This is a genomic window from Selenomonas dianae (genome assembly GCF_030644225.1).
Taxonomy (GTDB): domain Bacteria; phylum Bacillota; class Negativicutes; order Selenomonadales; family Selenomonadaceae; genus Centipeda; species Centipeda dianae.
In genome coordinates, this window is the sequence record NZ_CP128650.1 from 903726 (window position 1) to 919145 (window position 15420).

At 55.3% G+C, this 15420-nt stretch carries 16 protein-coding genes and 4 tRNA genes; 14 read left to right on the forward strand and 6 right to left on the reverse strand.

The features are described from left to right. Positions 1 to 89 precede the first annotated feature (89 nt). Both rfbB and QU667_RS04425 read left to right on the forward strand, forming a co-directional pair. A complete protein-coding gene (gene rfbB, locus QU667_RS04420) occupies positions 90 to 1097 on the forward strand; it encodes a dTDP-glucose 4,6-dehydratase (protein ID WP_304988115.1) in 1008 nt (335 codons plus the stop codon). A gap of 93 nt (positions 1098 to 1190) precedes the next feature. Beyond that, a tRNA-Ala gene (locus QU667_RS04425) sits at positions 1191 to 1266 on the forward strand. Positions 1267 to 1378: 112 nt separating this feature from the next. Here QU667_RS04425 and QU667_RS04430 read toward each other — a convergent pair. From QU667_RS04430 to ilvA, 6 genes are all read right to left on the reverse strand, one after another. After that, positions 1379 to 1455: transfer RNA gene (locus tag QU667_RS04430), tRNA-Arg, on the reverse strand. A 2-nt stretch (positions 1456 to 1457) separates the two neighbouring features. Beyond that, positions 1458 to 1534, reverse strand: a tRNA-Pro gene (locus tag QU667_RS04435). 35 nt (positions 1535 to 1569) lie between these two features. Beyond that, positions 1570 to 2997: a PDZ domain-containing protein gene (locus tag QU667_RS04440; RefSeq protein WP_304988116.1), complete on the reverse strand. Its 1428-nt coding sequence runs from the start codon at positions 2995 to 2997 to the stop codon at positions 1570 to 1572. 29 nt (positions 2998 to 3026) lie between these two features. Continuing rightward, positions 3027 to 3758 carry a C40 family peptidase gene (locus tag QU667_RS04445; RefSeq protein ID WP_304988117.1) on the reverse strand — a complete coding sequence of 244 codons (732 nt, stop codon included), beginning with the start codon at positions 3756 to 3758 and terminating at the stop codon, positions 3027 to 3029. Positions 3759 to 3777: 19 nt separating this feature from the next. Further along, entirely contained in the window at positions 3778 to 4089 is a 312-nt protein-coding gene (locus tag QU667_RS04450) for an ArsR/SmtB family transcription factor (protein ID WP_304988118.1), read from the reverse strand. 24 nt (positions 4090 to 4113) lie between these two features. After that, positions 4114 to 5361, reverse strand: coding sequence for a threonine ammonia-lyase (gene ilvA / locus QU667_RS04455; RefSeq protein WP_304988119.1), 1248 nt, complete (start codon positions 5359 to 5361; stop codon positions 4114 to 4116). Positions 5362 to 5520: 159 nt separating this feature from the next. Here ilvA and QU667_RS04460 point away from each other — a divergent pair, with 159 nt between their 5' ends. From QU667_RS04460 to QU667_RS04515, 12 genes are all read left to right on the forward strand, one after another. After that, positions 5521 to 5979, forward strand: coding sequence for a universal stress protein (locus QU667_RS04460; protein WP_304988120.1), 459 nt, complete (start codon positions 5521 to 5523; stop codon positions 5977 to 5979). Positions 5980 to 6013: 34 nt separating this feature from the next. Continuing rightward, positions 6014 to 6430, forward strand: coding sequence for a universal stress protein (locus QU667_RS04465; protein WP_304988121.1), 417 nt, complete (start codon positions 6014 to 6016; stop codon positions 6428 to 6430). 89 nt (positions 6431 to 6519) lie between these two features. After that, the gene (locus tag QU667_RS04470; protein ID WP_304988122.1) at positions 6520 to 7254 is read left to right on the forward strand and encodes a tRNA threonylcarbamoyladenosine dehydratase; all 735 of its coding nucleotides are present in this window, start codon (positions 6520 to 6522) and stop codon (positions 7252 to 7254) included. Continuing rightward, positions 7251 to 8231: an NAD(P)H-dependent glycerol-3-phosphate dehydrogenase gene (locus QU667_RS04475; protein WP_304988123.1), complete on the forward strand. Its 981-nt coding sequence runs from the start codon at positions 7251 to 7253 to the stop codon at positions 8229 to 8231. Before QU667_RS04470 ends, QU667_RS04475 begins: the two co-directional genes overlap by 4 nt. Before the next feature lie 7 nt (positions 8232 to 8238). Continuing rightward, positions 8239 to 8637, forward strand: a complete 399-nt coding sequence (locus tag QU667_RS04480) for a (deoxy)nucleoside triphosphate pyrophosphohydrolase (RefSeq protein WP_304988124.1) — start codon at positions 8239 to 8241, stop codon at positions 8635 to 8637. A 52-nt stretch (positions 8638 to 8689) separates the two neighbouring features. Next, positions 8690 to 8776 (forward strand) — tRNA-Leu (locus QU667_RS04485). Positions 8777 to 8947: 171 nt separating this feature from the next. Beyond that, positions 8948 to 10453 carry an IMP dehydrogenase gene (locus QU667_RS04490; protein ID WP_304988125.1) on the forward strand — a complete coding sequence of 502 codons (1506 nt, stop codon included), beginning with the start codon at positions 8948 to 8950 and terminating at the stop codon, positions 10451 to 10453. Positions 10454 to 10736: 283 nt separating this feature from the next. Continuing rightward, positions 10737 to 11639 carry a ribosome biogenesis GTPase YlqF gene (gene ylqF, locus QU667_RS04495; protein WP_304988126.1) on the forward strand — a complete coding sequence of 301 codons (903 nt, stop codon included), beginning with the start codon at positions 10737 to 10739 and terminating at the stop codon, positions 11637 to 11639. Between the two features lie 5 nt (positions 11640 to 11644). Next, positions 11645 to 12409, forward strand: coding sequence for a ribonuclease HII (gene rnhB / locus QU667_RS04500; RefSeq protein ID WP_304988127.1), 765 nt, complete (start codon positions 11645 to 11647; stop codon positions 12407 to 12409). Between the two features lie 26 nt (positions 12410 to 12435). After that, positions 12436 to 14586, forward strand: a complete 2151-nt coding sequence (locus tag QU667_RS04505) for a hypothetical protein (RefSeq protein WP_304988404.1) — start codon at positions 12436 to 12438, stop codon at positions 14584 to 14586. A gap of 90 nt (positions 14587 to 14676) precedes the next feature. Continuing rightward, positions 14677 to 15003: an EscU/YscU/HrcU family type III secretion system export apparatus switch protein gene (locus QU667_RS04510; protein WP_304988128.1), complete on the forward strand. Its 327-nt coding sequence runs from the start codon at positions 14677 to 14679 to the stop codon at positions 15001 to 15003. Beyond that, positions 15000 to 15356 (forward strand): YraN family protein, encoded by a 357-nt coding sequence (locus QU667_RS04515; protein ID WP_304988129.1) that lies wholly within the window; start codon positions 15000 to 15002, stop codon positions 15354 to 15356. Before QU667_RS04510 ends, QU667_RS04515 begins: the two co-directional genes overlap by 4 nt. The last annotated feature ends 64 nt before the right edge of the window (positions 15357 to 15420 follow it).

Below are 15420 nucleotides of genomic sequence, written 5' to 3' on the forward strand. Positions count from 1 at the left end.
TATAGCACGAATGTTTGTAGAATGTAAATAAAGGAAAATTTGAGGAGATGTCGAATCTTTTCAAGGAACACAGAAAAGGAGCAGAGATCATGAAGATTATTGCCACGGGTGGTGCGGGATTCATCGGTGCAAATTTTGTCTACTACGAACTGCGCGAACATCCCGAGGATCACATTATCTGTTACGATGCACTGACCTATGCGGGGAATCTGGCGACGCTCGACGCGGCACAGGAGCATCCGCAGTTTTCGTTTGTGCGCGGCGACATTGCCGACCGTGCGGCGGTCTATGCGCTCTTTGAGCGTGAGCAGCCGGACATTGTCGTGAACTTTGCGGCGGAGTCCCATGTCGACCGTTCGATTGAACATCCGGAAATTTTTCTGCAAACAAATGTGATTGGGACGAGCGTGCTGCTCGACGCGTGCCGCAAGTACGGCATTCGTCGTTATCATCAGGTATCAACGGACGAGGTCTATGGTGATCTTCCGTTGGATCGCCCCGATCTCCTCTTTACGGAGGAAACGCCGCTCCATGCGTCGAGCCCGTACTCCTCGTCGAAGGCATCCGCCGATCTCATCGTACAGGCGTATGCACGTACCTATGGCGTACCTGTGACCATTTCGCGGTGCTCAAACAACTACGGTGCATATCAGTTCCCCGAGAAACTCATCCCGCTCATGCTCATCCGCGCGATGAAGGGGGAGAAACTGCCCGTCTACGGCGACGGTCTGAACGTGCGCGACTGGCTGCACGTCGAGGATCACTGTGCCGCGATTGATGCGATTCTGCGGCGCGGGCGTGAGGGCGAGGTCTACAACGTCGGCGGGCATAACGAGCGTTCAAATATCGAGGTCGTGCGAACAATACTGCGTGCTCTCGGCAAGGGGGAGGAGCAGATCTCTTACGTCACCGACCGCAAGGGGCATGACCGCCGCTATGCGATTGACCCGACGAAGATCGGACGTGAGCTCGGATGGAAGCCCGCTACGAAGTTTGACGATGGCATTCAAGCGACAATTTCATGGTATCAGGAGCACGAAACGTGGTGGGCGGACATCCTGAGCGGCGCGTATGAGAAACGAAACGCCGAGGGATGAAGGAAGCACGCAATACAATGCCCATCGGGAAAATTCATCCTTGACAATATATGTTCTTTTCGCTATACTGTTCCCTGTCAGCGCGAAAAGCGCGGGGGCATAGCTCAGCTGGGAGAGCGCTTGCATGGCATGCAAGAGGTCAGGGGTTCGATCCCCCTTGTCTCCACCATAGCGACGAACTGCGGACATGAGAACAAAATCTCATGTCCGTTTTTTGCTGCGTGAAACGGTGTCACAGCAACAAAAAACCGTACCGCGTGCTGCGATACGGTGAATCTCAATGGTGCGCCTGGGGGGATTCGAACCCTCGACCCACGGCTTAGAAGGCCGTTGCTCTATCCAACTGAGCTACAGGTGCAATGGTCGGGATGACAGGATTCGAACCTGCGACCCTCTGGTCCCAAACCAGATGCGCTACCAAACTGCGCTACATCCCGATACCGCACTATTATAATGAGCGCAGCGGGAAAAGTCAATATTGCGGGGCGGCTGCGGCAAAATATTTGCCGAGCGGCATAGTGTGCGGTCTCTGTGCATGAAAATGTTCGAGAATCCAATCCGTCCGCGGAGATTCTATATGAGCGGCGGGATTCCCGAGAGGATCAAAGATCTCAAAGGGGACGGCTCCGTCCGGCCGGAACTCCGTGATTGATTTTTTCGTATAGCGGAGCTTTGACTTTTCGTTCTCTGCCGCATAGTCAATCGCCGGCAGCGGCAGATGGATCAAAGAGCATACGGTAACCTCATAGAGTCCTGACTCTTTGTTTTCAAGTACGAGGTTCAAATCACCAAGGTCGCTGTAGAACATGAGGTATTCAGCAACGTATTTCGGATAGCCGTCGACCGGAATCCCATTGAGGGATTTGATGACATCGCCCGGTGTAACTGACGCGAGTTCCGGATGCCGCTTCGTATCGACGGTGTCAATGATCCATTTTTGTTTCTCAGCGTGTCCTCTCAGTGTAAAGCCGTAATACTTTGTCGGATAGAGATCCGCGTAGACTGCCTGCGTGATGTATCCAATCGTGTCGAGCGGGTGAATGCCGCTCGACATGGGCTCCCAGTAGTCCCAATTCACCCATGTTCCCGCAGGTTCTTCGCGGAATGTCACATAGTGTACCTCTGCTATGGATAGGGGCGGATGCAAGGCGAATGAGGGGAGGTTTCCCACATCGGAAAAGACGTATTTATTTGACGTTTTGGCGCGTCCGCTGTCATAATGCGCGTTGGAGCGATAGGCGATGGCATCGCGCAGCTCCTTTGCCGGCATCCCCGGATAGAAGACGCTGTACTTTGGTCCGTACGCATTGCATTCCTCGATGGGAAGTGTGAGCCAACGCGGAATACGTTTTACGAGAGGAGAGATCTCATCACGGCTTGCCTTGCCGTTCGGGGAATGATAGAAGTATGCGTTTACCTTCCCTTTCTTCGCCGCTTCTTCAAGTGCTGTCCAACGGGAGAGATCGCCGGCGCGATACCAATAGTCGGTATAGTCCTTGGATGGGATGGTTTTGATCTCCGCTGCAGGGACAGCCGTCAATTCAAATGCCGTGTCCTCTTTCGTGCCGATGGTGAGGCGCGGCACTGTTCCGTCGCTGCCGCACTCGCTCTGCACATGGAAAAGATACTCGACGTTGCCATCCTTATGGATTTCGTGCAGTTCATAGGAACTATATAAATAGGGGATGGAGCGCAGAAATTTCGTTTGCACATTGCCTTGCTTTACAACGCCCCATGTTTCCATGGTTGGAGGACGTTGGACTTCAATGCGGCGTGTCTGCGGTTCTTTCCAGTCTACATGATAGGGATCTGTCTGCTGCTCCTCTGCACATACCGTTGTCGAAGCTGCAGCAGAAACAAGGAGAACAACGACAGCGAGGCGGAAAAAAAGCTGTTTCATATGAACCCGACCCTTCCTTTGGCTCCCGTTTACTTTACAATATGCTTGCCGCCGAGAAAGCGAGGCTTCCAGTAGTCGTTCGTGAGTGCGTCGACACGTACGCCCTTGCTCGTGGAGGCATGGATGAACTCGCCCTTGCCGAGGTAGATGCCGCAGTGGGACGCGCCCTTTTCATAGGTTTCAAAAAATACGAGATCTCCGGGTACGAGTTCCTTTGTACTCTTTGTCCGAAGTCCGAGCTTGTACTGCTCGTCGGCCGTGCGCGGGATTGTGATGCCGTGTTTCTGAAAAACGTATTGGAGGTAGCCGGAGCAGTCGAAGCCCTTCGGCGTTGCACCGCCAAATACATACGGCGTACCCATGTAGGATTTTGCTGTCTTGATGAGATCGGATACCTTGCCTGCGGGCAGGATGGGCTTGCCATTTGGGGCAAGCGGCAACGTTCTTTCGGCGGACGGCAGCGGTGCAATACGCTCTGTGCGCTTGGCAGGGAGATCCTTGAGCGCACGCCACGTTGCGTTATTGACGACACCCGTAATTTTGATCTTGTTGTCGCGCTGGAACTCGGCGACGGCACGTTCTGTCTCTTTGCCAAAGACCCCGTCCGCAGACCTTATCCGGTAGCCCGCGTTTTGAAGTGCCTGTTGGAGGACGAGTACCTCATGCCCCTGCGAACCCTCGCGCAGGGTGGGGGAGGCGAACGCCGTACTTGCGGCAAGCATAAGCGCGATACCGGTACAGAGGAAGAGGCGGCGTTTCATGAAACAACATCCTTTCGCTTTATGTGTGCTGCACATGCTCAAGACCCTGACTGAGGAGTTTTAGAACATGATCGTCGTCGATCGAGTAGAGTACCTCCTTGCCGTCGCGGCGGAACTTGACGAGGCGGGCGGTGCGCAGGACGCGCAGCTGGTGGGAGATGGCAGACTGTCCCATATCGAGACCGTCTGCGATGTCATAGACACGCAGCTCCTCCGCTGCCGCAAGAAGGGAGAGAATCTTGATGCGGGTCGGATCACCGAGGGTTTTAAAGAGGTCAGCGAGATGCTGCGCCGTGTCCTGGTCGATACATTTCACCGGAGCGGAAGTCATGCTTTGCAATATCCTTTCCTTTCATCAGTAAATCTTGTTGATCTCAAATCCGTTCGATGCAAGTGCGGCAACAATACAGTCGATATGTTCCTGCCCGTGTGCCTCGACGGTGACGGTGAGCTGCACCTTCTGGAAGCTGTCTGTCACCATCGTCTGATCGTGGTCGAGGCGGATGACGTTCGCATCCTGTTCGGTGAGGATCTGCGCGACGGTGAGAAGCTGACCGGGCTTGTCGGGGAGCTGCACGGAGAAGCGGAACACTCTGCCGCGCGAGATGAGCGCCTTCGAGATGAGCGCGGAAATCGTGGAGATGTCGATGTTGCCGCCGCTGACGAGGACGGCGACCTTCTTGTTTTTCATGCGCAGCTTGCCAAGGGCTGCGAGCGAGAGGACACCGGCGCCCTCGGCGATGAGCTTGTGCTTCTCGATGAGTGAGAGCAGCGCACTCATGATCTCCATCTCCGAAACGGTGATGATCTCGTCGAGATGGAGACGACAGAATTCGAGTGTGAGCTTGCCCGCCGTACGCACGGCACAGCCGTCTGCGACCGTATCGGCGGAGGGCAGCGTGATCGTACGTCCACAGGAGAGTGCCGCCTTCATGCACGCTGCATTTTCCGGCTCAACGCCGATCACCTTTACCTGCGGGTTGACGAGCTTCGCGCCGAGGGCAATGCCCGATACAAGCCCGCCTCCGCCAATGGGGACGAGGATCACGTCCACATCCTTCAGTGCGTCGATCACCTCAAGGGCGATTGTACCCTGTCCGACGATCACATCGCGGTCATTGAACGGATGGATGTAGACATAGCCCTTTTCCTTTTGCAGTTTAAGACTGTGCGCGTAGGCATCGTCGAATCCGTTGCCATGGAGAATGACCGTCGCGCCGAGCGCACGCGTTGCCTCGACCTTGAGGATCGGCGTCGTCGCGGGCATACAGATCACGGCGTTCACGCCGAGCTTTTGCGAGGCGTAGGCGACACCCTGCGCGTGGTTGCCTGCCGAGGCGGTGATGACCCCGCGTGCCTTTTCCTCCTCCGTAAGCATCGAGATGCGGTTGTATGCGCCGCGCAGCTTGAATGCACCCGTCGTCTGGAGATTTTCAAGTTTCAGATAGGTGTCGTTGTCGGAGATGTCGGAGAAGAACTCGCTGTAGATCAGCGGCGTCTTGCGTACGATCCCTTCCAGTCGTTTTGCTGCGGCATAAATATCCGAAATCCGTGTGGACTGAGCGACTTCCGCATCTGTCTGTACGGTTTGTTCTTCTCCCATCATTCATTCTCCCATCTTATATTATATGTAGAGTCAGTCTATCATTTTCGATGAGGCACGTCAATTTTTTTTCATCGGATCGAATAATCGTCGGAATAAAGAAGGAGTTTGACAGAATTTCGCGAATAAATAAAACAAACAAGGCGGGGGAGGTGCGTGATGGAGGAACATCTGAAATATACGCACATTCTCGTACCTGTGGATGGATCTACACAGTCCCGGTATGCCGTCCGACTGACGGGGATACTCGCAAGCGTTCTGCACGCGACCGTGTATTTCCTCTATGTGTCTCCGTTTGACGAGAGTACGGACGAGGGCGATGTATCGTGGCTGCCGGAGAGCATTGTTCGTCCGGCAGCAGACGAGGCATACGAGATCTTTTCCGACGCACAGAGCCTTCTGCCCGATGCAGTTCGGTCTGAATGTGTGCATCGCGCGGGGACGCCGGCGGATGAGATCCTGCGCTTTATCACCGAGGAACGCATCGAACTCGTTGTCATCGGCGGGCGCAAACTCTCGCGCGTGAGCGGCTTCCTGCTCGGGAGCGTCACGCAGACCGTCTTGGAGCACGCGCACTGCAGTGTCATGGTTGCAGGCGGTGCATCGCCGCATTTATAATGGTTCATGTTCTGTAAAGTGAGGAGGAACTGCCATGATTAAGAATATTTTGGTACCGGTGGATGGCTCGGAGGGAGCTGACCGTGCGATTGAAAAGGCTGTGATGCTTGCAGAGATCTGTGGGGCAAAGTTGAACTTTCTCTATGTCGCAAACATCAACCAGCTCGCGATCAACGCCGTGCTCTCGGATGCGATTCTCGACTCCGTGACAAAGGCGGGGAATGTCATCCTCGACCGAGCGCTTGAGATGGTGCCGGCAGGCATCGCAAAGGAATCGTTCTCGGACACAGGCTCTCCTGCGGTGGTCGTTCTCGACTTTGCGGAGACGAATGACATTGACCTCATTGTCATGGGGAGCCGTGGTCTTGGCGTTGTGAAGGGCGTTCTGCTCGGCAGCGTCAGTCAGTATGTCGTGGAGCAGTCCAAGTGTCCTGTGCTTGTGGTCAAGTAAGGATTCAATAACTTTGTGGGAAAGGAGCTGCTGCGGAGGTGTATGCCCCGTTGCAGCTCTTTTAGGTGCAGCGGATCGGGGAGAATCCTATGCGTGATCGACGTTTTGCACGGACAGAGATGCTGCTTGGCAGGGCGGCGGTGGAGCGCCTTGCCGCCGTATCTGTTGTGGTTTTCGGCGTTGGCGGGGTCGGCTCGTACGCGGCGGAGGCACTGGCGCGTGCGGGGGTTGGCAGGATGACGCTCGTTGACCACGATGTGATCGACGTGACGAACATCAATCGGCAGATCCATGCGTTGACGGAGACCGTCGGCGCACCGAAGGCGGAGACCATGGCGCAGCGCATCCATTCGATCAATCCCTCCTGCGAGGTTCGTGTGATCCGCGCATTCTACCGACCCGAGGAGGCGGAGCGTTTCTTTTCCGAGTGCTGTGACTACGCTCTTGATGCCGTAGATACAGTGACCGCAAAGATCGACATCGCTGTGCAGTGCCATCGGCGCGGCATTCCACTGATTGCGAGCATGGGCGCGGCGAATAAGCTCGATCCGACACTTTTTGAGGTCATGGACATCTATCGCACGAAGGGCGATCCGCTTGCGCGTATTTTGCGAAAAAAACTGAAGGAACACGGTGTTCCGCGTCTTAAGGTCGTCTGCTCGCGCGAGCGTCCGCGCAAATCCGAGATGGGGGAGGCGCGGTCCGATGCAGGGCGCAGCAGCATCCCCGCAAGTATTTCCTTTGTGCCGTCTGTTGCAGGGCTGATTATGGCGGGGGCGGTCGTCCGTGATCTGCTCCATATTCGCGTGGAGGTATCATCATGAGAGTATCTGTTCTTGGCTGTGGACGTTGGGGAAGTTTTCACGCGTGGTACGCGCACCGCGTCGGACATACGGTCACGCTTTGGGGGCGTGCAGGATCGGCACATCTTACCGAGCTGTGTGAAACACGGACGAACGAATTCCTGACACTGCCCGAGGAGATCCGCCTGACCGATGATCTCGCGGAGGCAGTTCGGACAGCAGAGATCGTCACGATCTCCATTCATGCGCAGGCGCTGCGCTCCTTTCTCTGCGATCTGCGTGCGCAGGGACTGGGGGAGGAACTTGCAGCAAAAACGGTGATCCTCTGCATGAAGGGAATCGAGATCGGAACGGGAAAGCGTCTTACCACGGTGGTACATGAGGAACTTGGCGAGGGGATCAAGCCTGTTGTATGGGTCGGTCCGGGGCACGTGCAGGACTTCGTGCGCGGGATTCCGAACTGTATGGTGCTCGCGGGCGAGGACAGGGAGGCTCTGCGCGTTCTCGTGGATGTGCTCGGCAGTCCGCTCATCCGCTTCTACTACGGCGAGGATCTGCTCGGTACGGAGGTCGGTGCGGCGGCGAAGAACGTCGTCGGGCTCGCTGCGGGGATGCTCGACGGGCTCGACTACGGCAGCCTCAAGGGCGCGCTCATGGCACGCGGCACGCGTGAGCTTGTGCGGCTCGTGCGGGCGATGGGCGGCGACGGTGAGACCATCTACGGGCTATCTCACCTCGGCGACTATGAGGCGACGCTGTTTTCCCCGCACAGCAACAACCGCCGCTATGGCGAGGCTGTTGTACGCGGTACGGCAGGGGACTTTCACAAGATTGCCGAGGGCGTGTATACGGCGGAGGCGCTTATGGCACTCTCGAAGGAGTACGGTGTCGATCTGCCCATCTCCGCGACGGTCTACGAGATTGTAGCCCATGGGAAAGATGCACGTAAGCAGCTCACGCAGCTTTTCCTGCGTGCGACCAAGAGCGAGAAAGAATAGGGGATGTATGAGCGAGAGAAAACATATCGATGTTGTCGCGGGGGCGATTCTGCGTGACGGTAAGGTATTCGGTGCGTGTCGCGGCTATGGCGCGTACGCGGGTACATGGGAGTTCGCGGGCGGCAAAGTGGAGGCGGGCGAAACGGACGAGGCTGCACTCGTGCGTGAGATTCGCGAGGAACTGGGGATCGAGATTGCTGTGGAGCGTCTGCTCGGCATTGTCGATCACGACTACCCCGAGTACCACATGAATATGCGTCTTTACGTATGCCGTCACATTGCGGGCGAGCCGCAGCTCTCCGTGCACTCGGCGGGGCGTTGGCTCGGACGCGCCGATCTCTACAGCGTGCCGTGGTTCGAGGCGGATATGGATCTCATTCGCCGCCTTGAGAAAGAGCTTGTGTGATGTTTGACAAACCTGCTGCGGAGATGCTATAATACACAGCAAGTTTTCCCATGCCGAAGTGGCGGAATTGGCAGACGCAGCAGACTCAAAATCTGCCGTTGGCGACAACGTGCCGGTTCGACCCCGGCCTTCGGCACCATAGCAGATGATTTCCCTAAGAGTGAATGCGATGCTCTTAGGGATTTTTTGACAGATGCAGGATTTTTCCTGCGTGGTGATTTATTGCCTGTGCATGGGTTGACAGCTTCCGTGGAAGCGCGTATATTAGACAGCAATAATTTTGGAACGGACACAGAAAGGAAGGGTTCCCTTGGCGCATTATTATACCGAGCCATCGCACACATTCGGAGAGTATCTGCTCATTCCCGGCTACTCCTCGGCGGAGTGTTTCCCTGCGAACGTCTCGCTGCGTACCCCACTGGTCAAATATCGTCGTGATGAAGAGCCGGCACTCACCATGAACATTCCGATGACCTCTGCGATCATGCAGGCAGTTTCGAACGATACGATGGCGATTGCCCTTGCCAAACAGGGCGGCGTTTCCTTCATCTATGGCTCGCAGTCCATCGAGGAAGAGGCGGCTATGGTTTCTCGTGTGAAGAACTACAAGTCCGGATTTGTCAGCAGCGACTCCAATATCAGCCCTGACACGACGCTTGGTGGTGTGCTCGACCTCCTCGCAAAGACGGGACACTCTACCATGGCGGTCACAGAGGATGGATCGCCGAACGGCAAACTCGTCGGCATCGTCACGAGCCGTGACTACCGTGTCTCGCGGATGTCGCTCGATACGAAGGTCGCAACCTTTATGACACCGTTTGAAAAACTCGTCTGGGCAGATGCGGACTCTACAACCCTCACGCAGGCGAACGATCTCATCTGGGAGCGAAAGCTGAATATGCTCCCGCTCATCGACAAGAACCAGCGCCTCCGCTACATGGTGTTCCGCAAGGACTACACCGACAACAAGGAGAACGAGCTTGAGCTGACCGACGACAACAAGAGTTACATCGTCGGCGCGGGCATCAACACGCGAGACTATGCCGAACGAGTTCCCGCACTCCTTGCAGCAGGCGTAGATGTCCTCTGCATCGACTCCTCCGAGGGATTTTCCGAGTGGCAGCGGATGACCATTCAGCACATCCGCGAGAAGTACGGCGACACGGTCAAAGTCGGCGCGGGCAACATCGTCGATGGCGAGGGCTTCCGTTTTCTCGCGAATGCGGGCGCAGACTTCATCAAGGTTGGCATCGGCGGCGGATCGATCTGCATCACGCGCGAGACGAAGGGCATTGGACGCGGACAGGCGACCGCGCTCATCGACGTATGTGCTGAGCGCGACAAGTATTTCAAGGAAACGGGCATCTACATCCCCATCTGCTCCGACGGCGGTATCGTCTACGACTACCACATGACGCTCGCGCTCGCGATGGGCGCAGACTTTCTCATGCTCGGACGCTACTTCTCGCGCTTTGACGAGAGTCCGACGGATCGCGTCATGGTGAACGGTACGTACTACAAGGAGTACTGGGGCGAGGGTTCGAACCGCGCACGCAACTGGCAGCGTTACGACCTTGGCGGCAGCAAGAAGCTGTCCTTCGAGGAGGGCGTGGACTCCTACGTACCGTATGCGGGTCCGCTCAAGGAGAACGTCGAGACAACCCTCTCCAAGATCCGTTCCACCATGTGCAACTGCGGCGCACTCAGCCTCCCCGAGTTCCGCGACAAGGCGAAGCTCACCCTCGTTTCCTCGACCAGCATCGTCGAGGGCGGCGCACATGATGTCATCCTGCGTGACAAACTCGGACGGGACTAAAACGAATAGACATAAAAAAGCCTTCTCTGACGAATGCGTGCAGAGGAGGTTTTTTATGTCTAACTTTTGGGGGACTACAGTTTGGAATCACTTTTCTATCGACAGCCATAACGACTGAGGTATTCAAAGAACAGAATGTCGATTCTGCGAAGGCTGAATTTGTAGCTCATTCCCCTGAAATATGATATATTATTCATAATGACGAATTATGATTTTCTTGTTTGATTCATCTGCATACAATGAAGAAATCCGGTAAAATCAATGTGTGGGGAGAATATACATAATGATGGATAGTGACAACATAATCGACATCCCAAGCCTCCAGTGGTATCCGGGGCACATGCGCAAGGCGGAGCGGCTGGTTCGGGAGAATCTGAAGCTAGTAGATGTAGTCATTGAGCTGCTTGATGCGCGGATTCCGCTGAGTTCGGCGAATCCTGTGCTGCGGGAGATTGTCGGTGATAAACCGCGCGTTATTGTGCTGAACAAGGCTGATCTTGCGGATGAGGCAGCGATGCGCGTGTGGGTGAAGTGTTTTGCCGCGCAAGGCATTACGGCAGTTCCCGTGGATGCAGTGAAGGGGCGCGGTGTCAAGGAACTCGTACAGGCGATTGTGCAATGTGCGAAGCCGAAAACGGACAAGCTCGTTCAGCATGGAGCAAAAGCGCGGGCAGCACGCTGCATGATTCTCGGCATTCCGAATGTGGGAAAGTCCTCGCTTATCAATCGACTGTCGGGTGGAAGTAAGACGAAGGTGGAGAATCGCCCCGGTGTGACGCGTGCGAAACAGTGGATTCGCATCGGCACGCAGTTGGAACTGCTCGATATGCCGGGGATTCTCTGGCCGAAGTTCGAGGATCGGCAGACGGCTCTTCATCTGGCGTATACGGGGGCAATCAATGACAATGTATACGATGTGGCAAGTGTTGTGCTTCTCCTTCTCGACACACTTCGCACGAAGTATCCCTCTGACCTCAAGGAGCGCTATCGACTGGAGGGTGAACTGTCAAATGGTGCAGAGCTGCTTGCGGCAATCGGACGCAAGCGCGGCTGTCTCCGTGCGGGCGGCAGGATTGACGAGGAAAAGGCGCAGCAGATCGTACTGACGGATTTCCGCAGCGGACGGCTTGGGCGTGTAATGCTTGACTCTCCGCCATCTATTTCCTTGATAGAGGATGCGCGGTAAAGGAAATGGCAAATTTGACGATAAAAGAAATAGAGAACTTGTTTCTTCAAGGTGATGTGTCGGAGGAATGGATCGAATTCTGTCGAAGCGACACAAGAAAGTCCGTGCAGACTATCCTGCGTCGTTACGAGCGAGCACAGCAGGAGCAGAAACGTCTGCATACCATGTACGCATATGAGCGTGCCGCCGTTGCGGCGGGGCGTACGCTTGTTGCGGGAGTGGATGAGGCGGGGCGCGGCCCCCTTGCGGGGCCTGTGGCCGTTGCCGCTGTCATCTTGCCGCAGGAGGCGCATCTTCCGCGTATCAATGATTCGAAGAAGCTGTCCGTTGCCGTGCGCGAAGAACTCTTTGCACAGATTGTTGATATTGCCGTTTCCTATCATGTTGCGCTCATTGATGCGGAAATGATTGATCGCATGAACATTCTACAGGCAACGCGAATGGGGATGTACGAGGCAATCGCCGTCCTTTCTCCTGCACCGGAGGAGGTTTTCATCGATGCGGTGGAGCTGCCGAAACTTTCCATGCCGTCGCAGTCCATCATCAAGGGAGATGCAAAGTCAGCGTCGATTGCTGCGGCGTCGATTTTGGCAAAGGTGACGCGCGATCATTTGATGGAACAATACGATACAGAATACCCGCACTATGGCTTTGCAAAGCATAAGGGGTATGGGACGCGTGAACATATCGAGGCGATCCGAGCATACGGTGTATGTCCTCTCCACCGAAAATCCTTTGAGCCGATCCGCTCCATGCTGAACAATATGTAACAGAAAAGGCTGTGAATACCGTGTCGATGGAAGCAAATACAACAACAGCATCTCCCGTCATTCCTGCCACATCGCAGATGTCGCAGGGAAGAATGACCGAGAGTGTGCAAAGTCGTGGAGATGGGGGCGATTCGTCCACCGCATTCAGTCAGCGTACGAATGTCTCCATTGAAACTGCCATCGATCATATGGCGGATGTCCTCTCGAAGGTCAGCGACCGTCAGCAGTCCAATGTTCAGCAGATGCCGCAGGAACTCAAGGAAGTCATTCAAAATATGATACGGCAGTCCTTTTCCCTTGAGACGACACTCGGTCAGGGACTGGGGAGTACCGCTGCCAGTCAACGCTTTTCGACCGATCAGCTGACAACGCTTTCCCGTATGCTCAATCAGCTCGGGACGATGGCGGAAACAGGCAGTATGCCGCAGGTGAGTGATGATCTCGCGGCGCTCCTCACCGGACTAAAAACGGCACTTGCAAAGGAAGCCGGTGGAACGTTCGAGCCGATTATGCTGACAAAGGCGGCTTTTCAGCTTCTCGATACGGGGAATCCGGAACTCCTGCCGAAAGAATTGCAAACCTTTCTCGCGGATTTGAACCCACAAGGAAATGCACAAACATCACCCTTTGGCGGCAGGGGGACAACATCGCTCACCTTTCTAAATCAGCTGGTTCAGCTCATGATGCCGCGTGACGAGGGAAGCGTTTCCCAACAGCTGCCGCATGGCATGGAAAATACTGCCGCCCAACAGTTTCGACCGGGTGGAACGGTTCAGCCCGTTCCCCAGAATCCGGCAGGAGCGCAGGAGACGGGAGGTTCTTCTCCTGCGCCAAACACAATGACTTCCATATCCGAGGAGGCCGCGTCTGAGCAACAGATGTCGCGTACGCAAATATCTCCATCGGCAGCAGCCGCAGCGGAAAAGGACAACACGGCAGTGCCGCTTCGACAGACAGAAACGATGTCGCAGGGAAATACGGGAAACATACGAGAAGTTCCTGTGCCATCGAATCCTTCTGCTGCGCAGGGAACATCATCCTCCTTCAACGAGAAAGTAGAAGTTCGAAATTTTCCGGCAGACGAACTCCCTCAGGTCACACAATCCTCCGAACGCGGACAAAGTCCTGCGCCTTCGACAGGAAATACGAAAAATACGGCGCAGATTGCAAAGGACGCGACGACACCGATGCAGCGACAGGCGGAACAGCAGATTCCTGCGGAAAACAGACCTGCCCCCGAGGCGGGTGCACGAATGCAGCCCCATGTGCAGGCGCAGACGACGAAGTCGAATCCGCAGGGAGCGACAACTGCACAATCCGTACGTACGCAGGGGGGGAGTGAAGCGGAACTGCCCCCTGCGCCACATACGTCGACGCAAAGTACGGTACAGATGAAGTCCTCCGAGATACAGAGTGCGATTCCACGCTACTTTACGCAGACGCTGGAGAACACACCGCAGACAATGAACGTCCTGCGAAACCTTGCGCAAACCCTGCTGCAGAACGAGAATTTGAGCCCCAAAGAGACGCTGCTGCTGCAAAACTTTGTCAGCGGACGTGGTCAGACATTGAGCGAAGGGGATGCAAAACAACTTCAGGAGCTTATCCGACTGACCCAGCAGAACATTCCGGGGACGGTACGTCAGGCGGCGTTTGAGCAACAGATGCCGGATCTTCCGCGCCTATGGGCGTTTATGCAGATGGCAGATATTGTCAAGACACGCAGGATGACAGCAGAGCAATACAAACGAGCGGGCAGAGATGTTGCCTCACTTGCTCTCACGATGCGAAATGCATTGGAGGGGGAGAATTTTGCGCCGCAGCCGGGACAGCGATCCATGAACTTTGTCATGCCGCTTTTTATGGGCGCATCCGAATATCCTGCCTACATTCATGTCTATGATGAGGCGCACAGAGACGAGGAAACGAACCTCGTTAAGAAAGAAACTTGGTTGCGGATCTGTGTACTCACGGACAACATCGGTACGGTGGAGCTGATCAACCGTATCTATGAGGAAAACCATGTTGATATGCGGCTCTACTTCTCAGACGCGGATGCTGCATGGGAGTTCCGTCATGCGCTCGACGAGATACGGGAGTCGGCAGACGGAACGGCGCTTGTCATCGAGGGAATCCAGATTGGCGCAATCGGGGAGCGTCGTTTCTTTACCAACTGATGACCGCAAAAATTTGAATCCTGCATTGACGTGAAAAGCGCAGGAACGGTATGATACTGGATACTATGAACACACAAGGACGGGTGAGAGATGGCGCAGCAATGGGATAAGGATACTTCACTCGTCGGAGATGGGGAGACGCAACAGGAAGCGCGTGCCGTCGCGATCAAATACGATGTCAAGAACGATAAAGCGCCGCGTGTTACGGCAAAGGGACGTTCCTATGTGGCCGACCGTATTTTGGCGGAGGCACGAAAGAACGGTATTCCTGTCTATCAGAACAAGTCCCTCGTCAATATGCTGATGGCGCTTGAGATTGATCGTGAAATCCCCCCCGAGCTCTATCGCACGATCGCAGAGGTACTCGCGCATGTCTATCGGATTGATCGCCATGCGGGGGAGCGTAGACCGTCATGAATAACAAAAAGCTCGGTGATCGGGGGGAGTCCTGCGCCGCCGAATATTTGCAGCGGCAGGGCTGTCGCATTCTCATGCGGAATTATCGCACGAAGAACGGCGAGATCGACCTCATTGCGGAGGATCACGGTACGCTTGTTTTTATCGAAGTGAAGACACGTAGCAGTGTGCGCTATGGGACGCCTGCCGAGGCAGTGAATTACAAAAAGAGGCAGAAGATTATACAGACGGCATATTGGTATTTACGCGCACAGCATAGGGAGGATGCTGTCTGTCGTTTTGATGTGCTTGAGGTATATGCGGCCGGTGACAGTTGGACCGTACATCAGATCAGGAATGCATTCGAAGCATAGGGAATCGCTGATACATAGACTCTCAGGGCTTCCTTTCATCAAAGTAAGGACAGGCGCTTCGCGG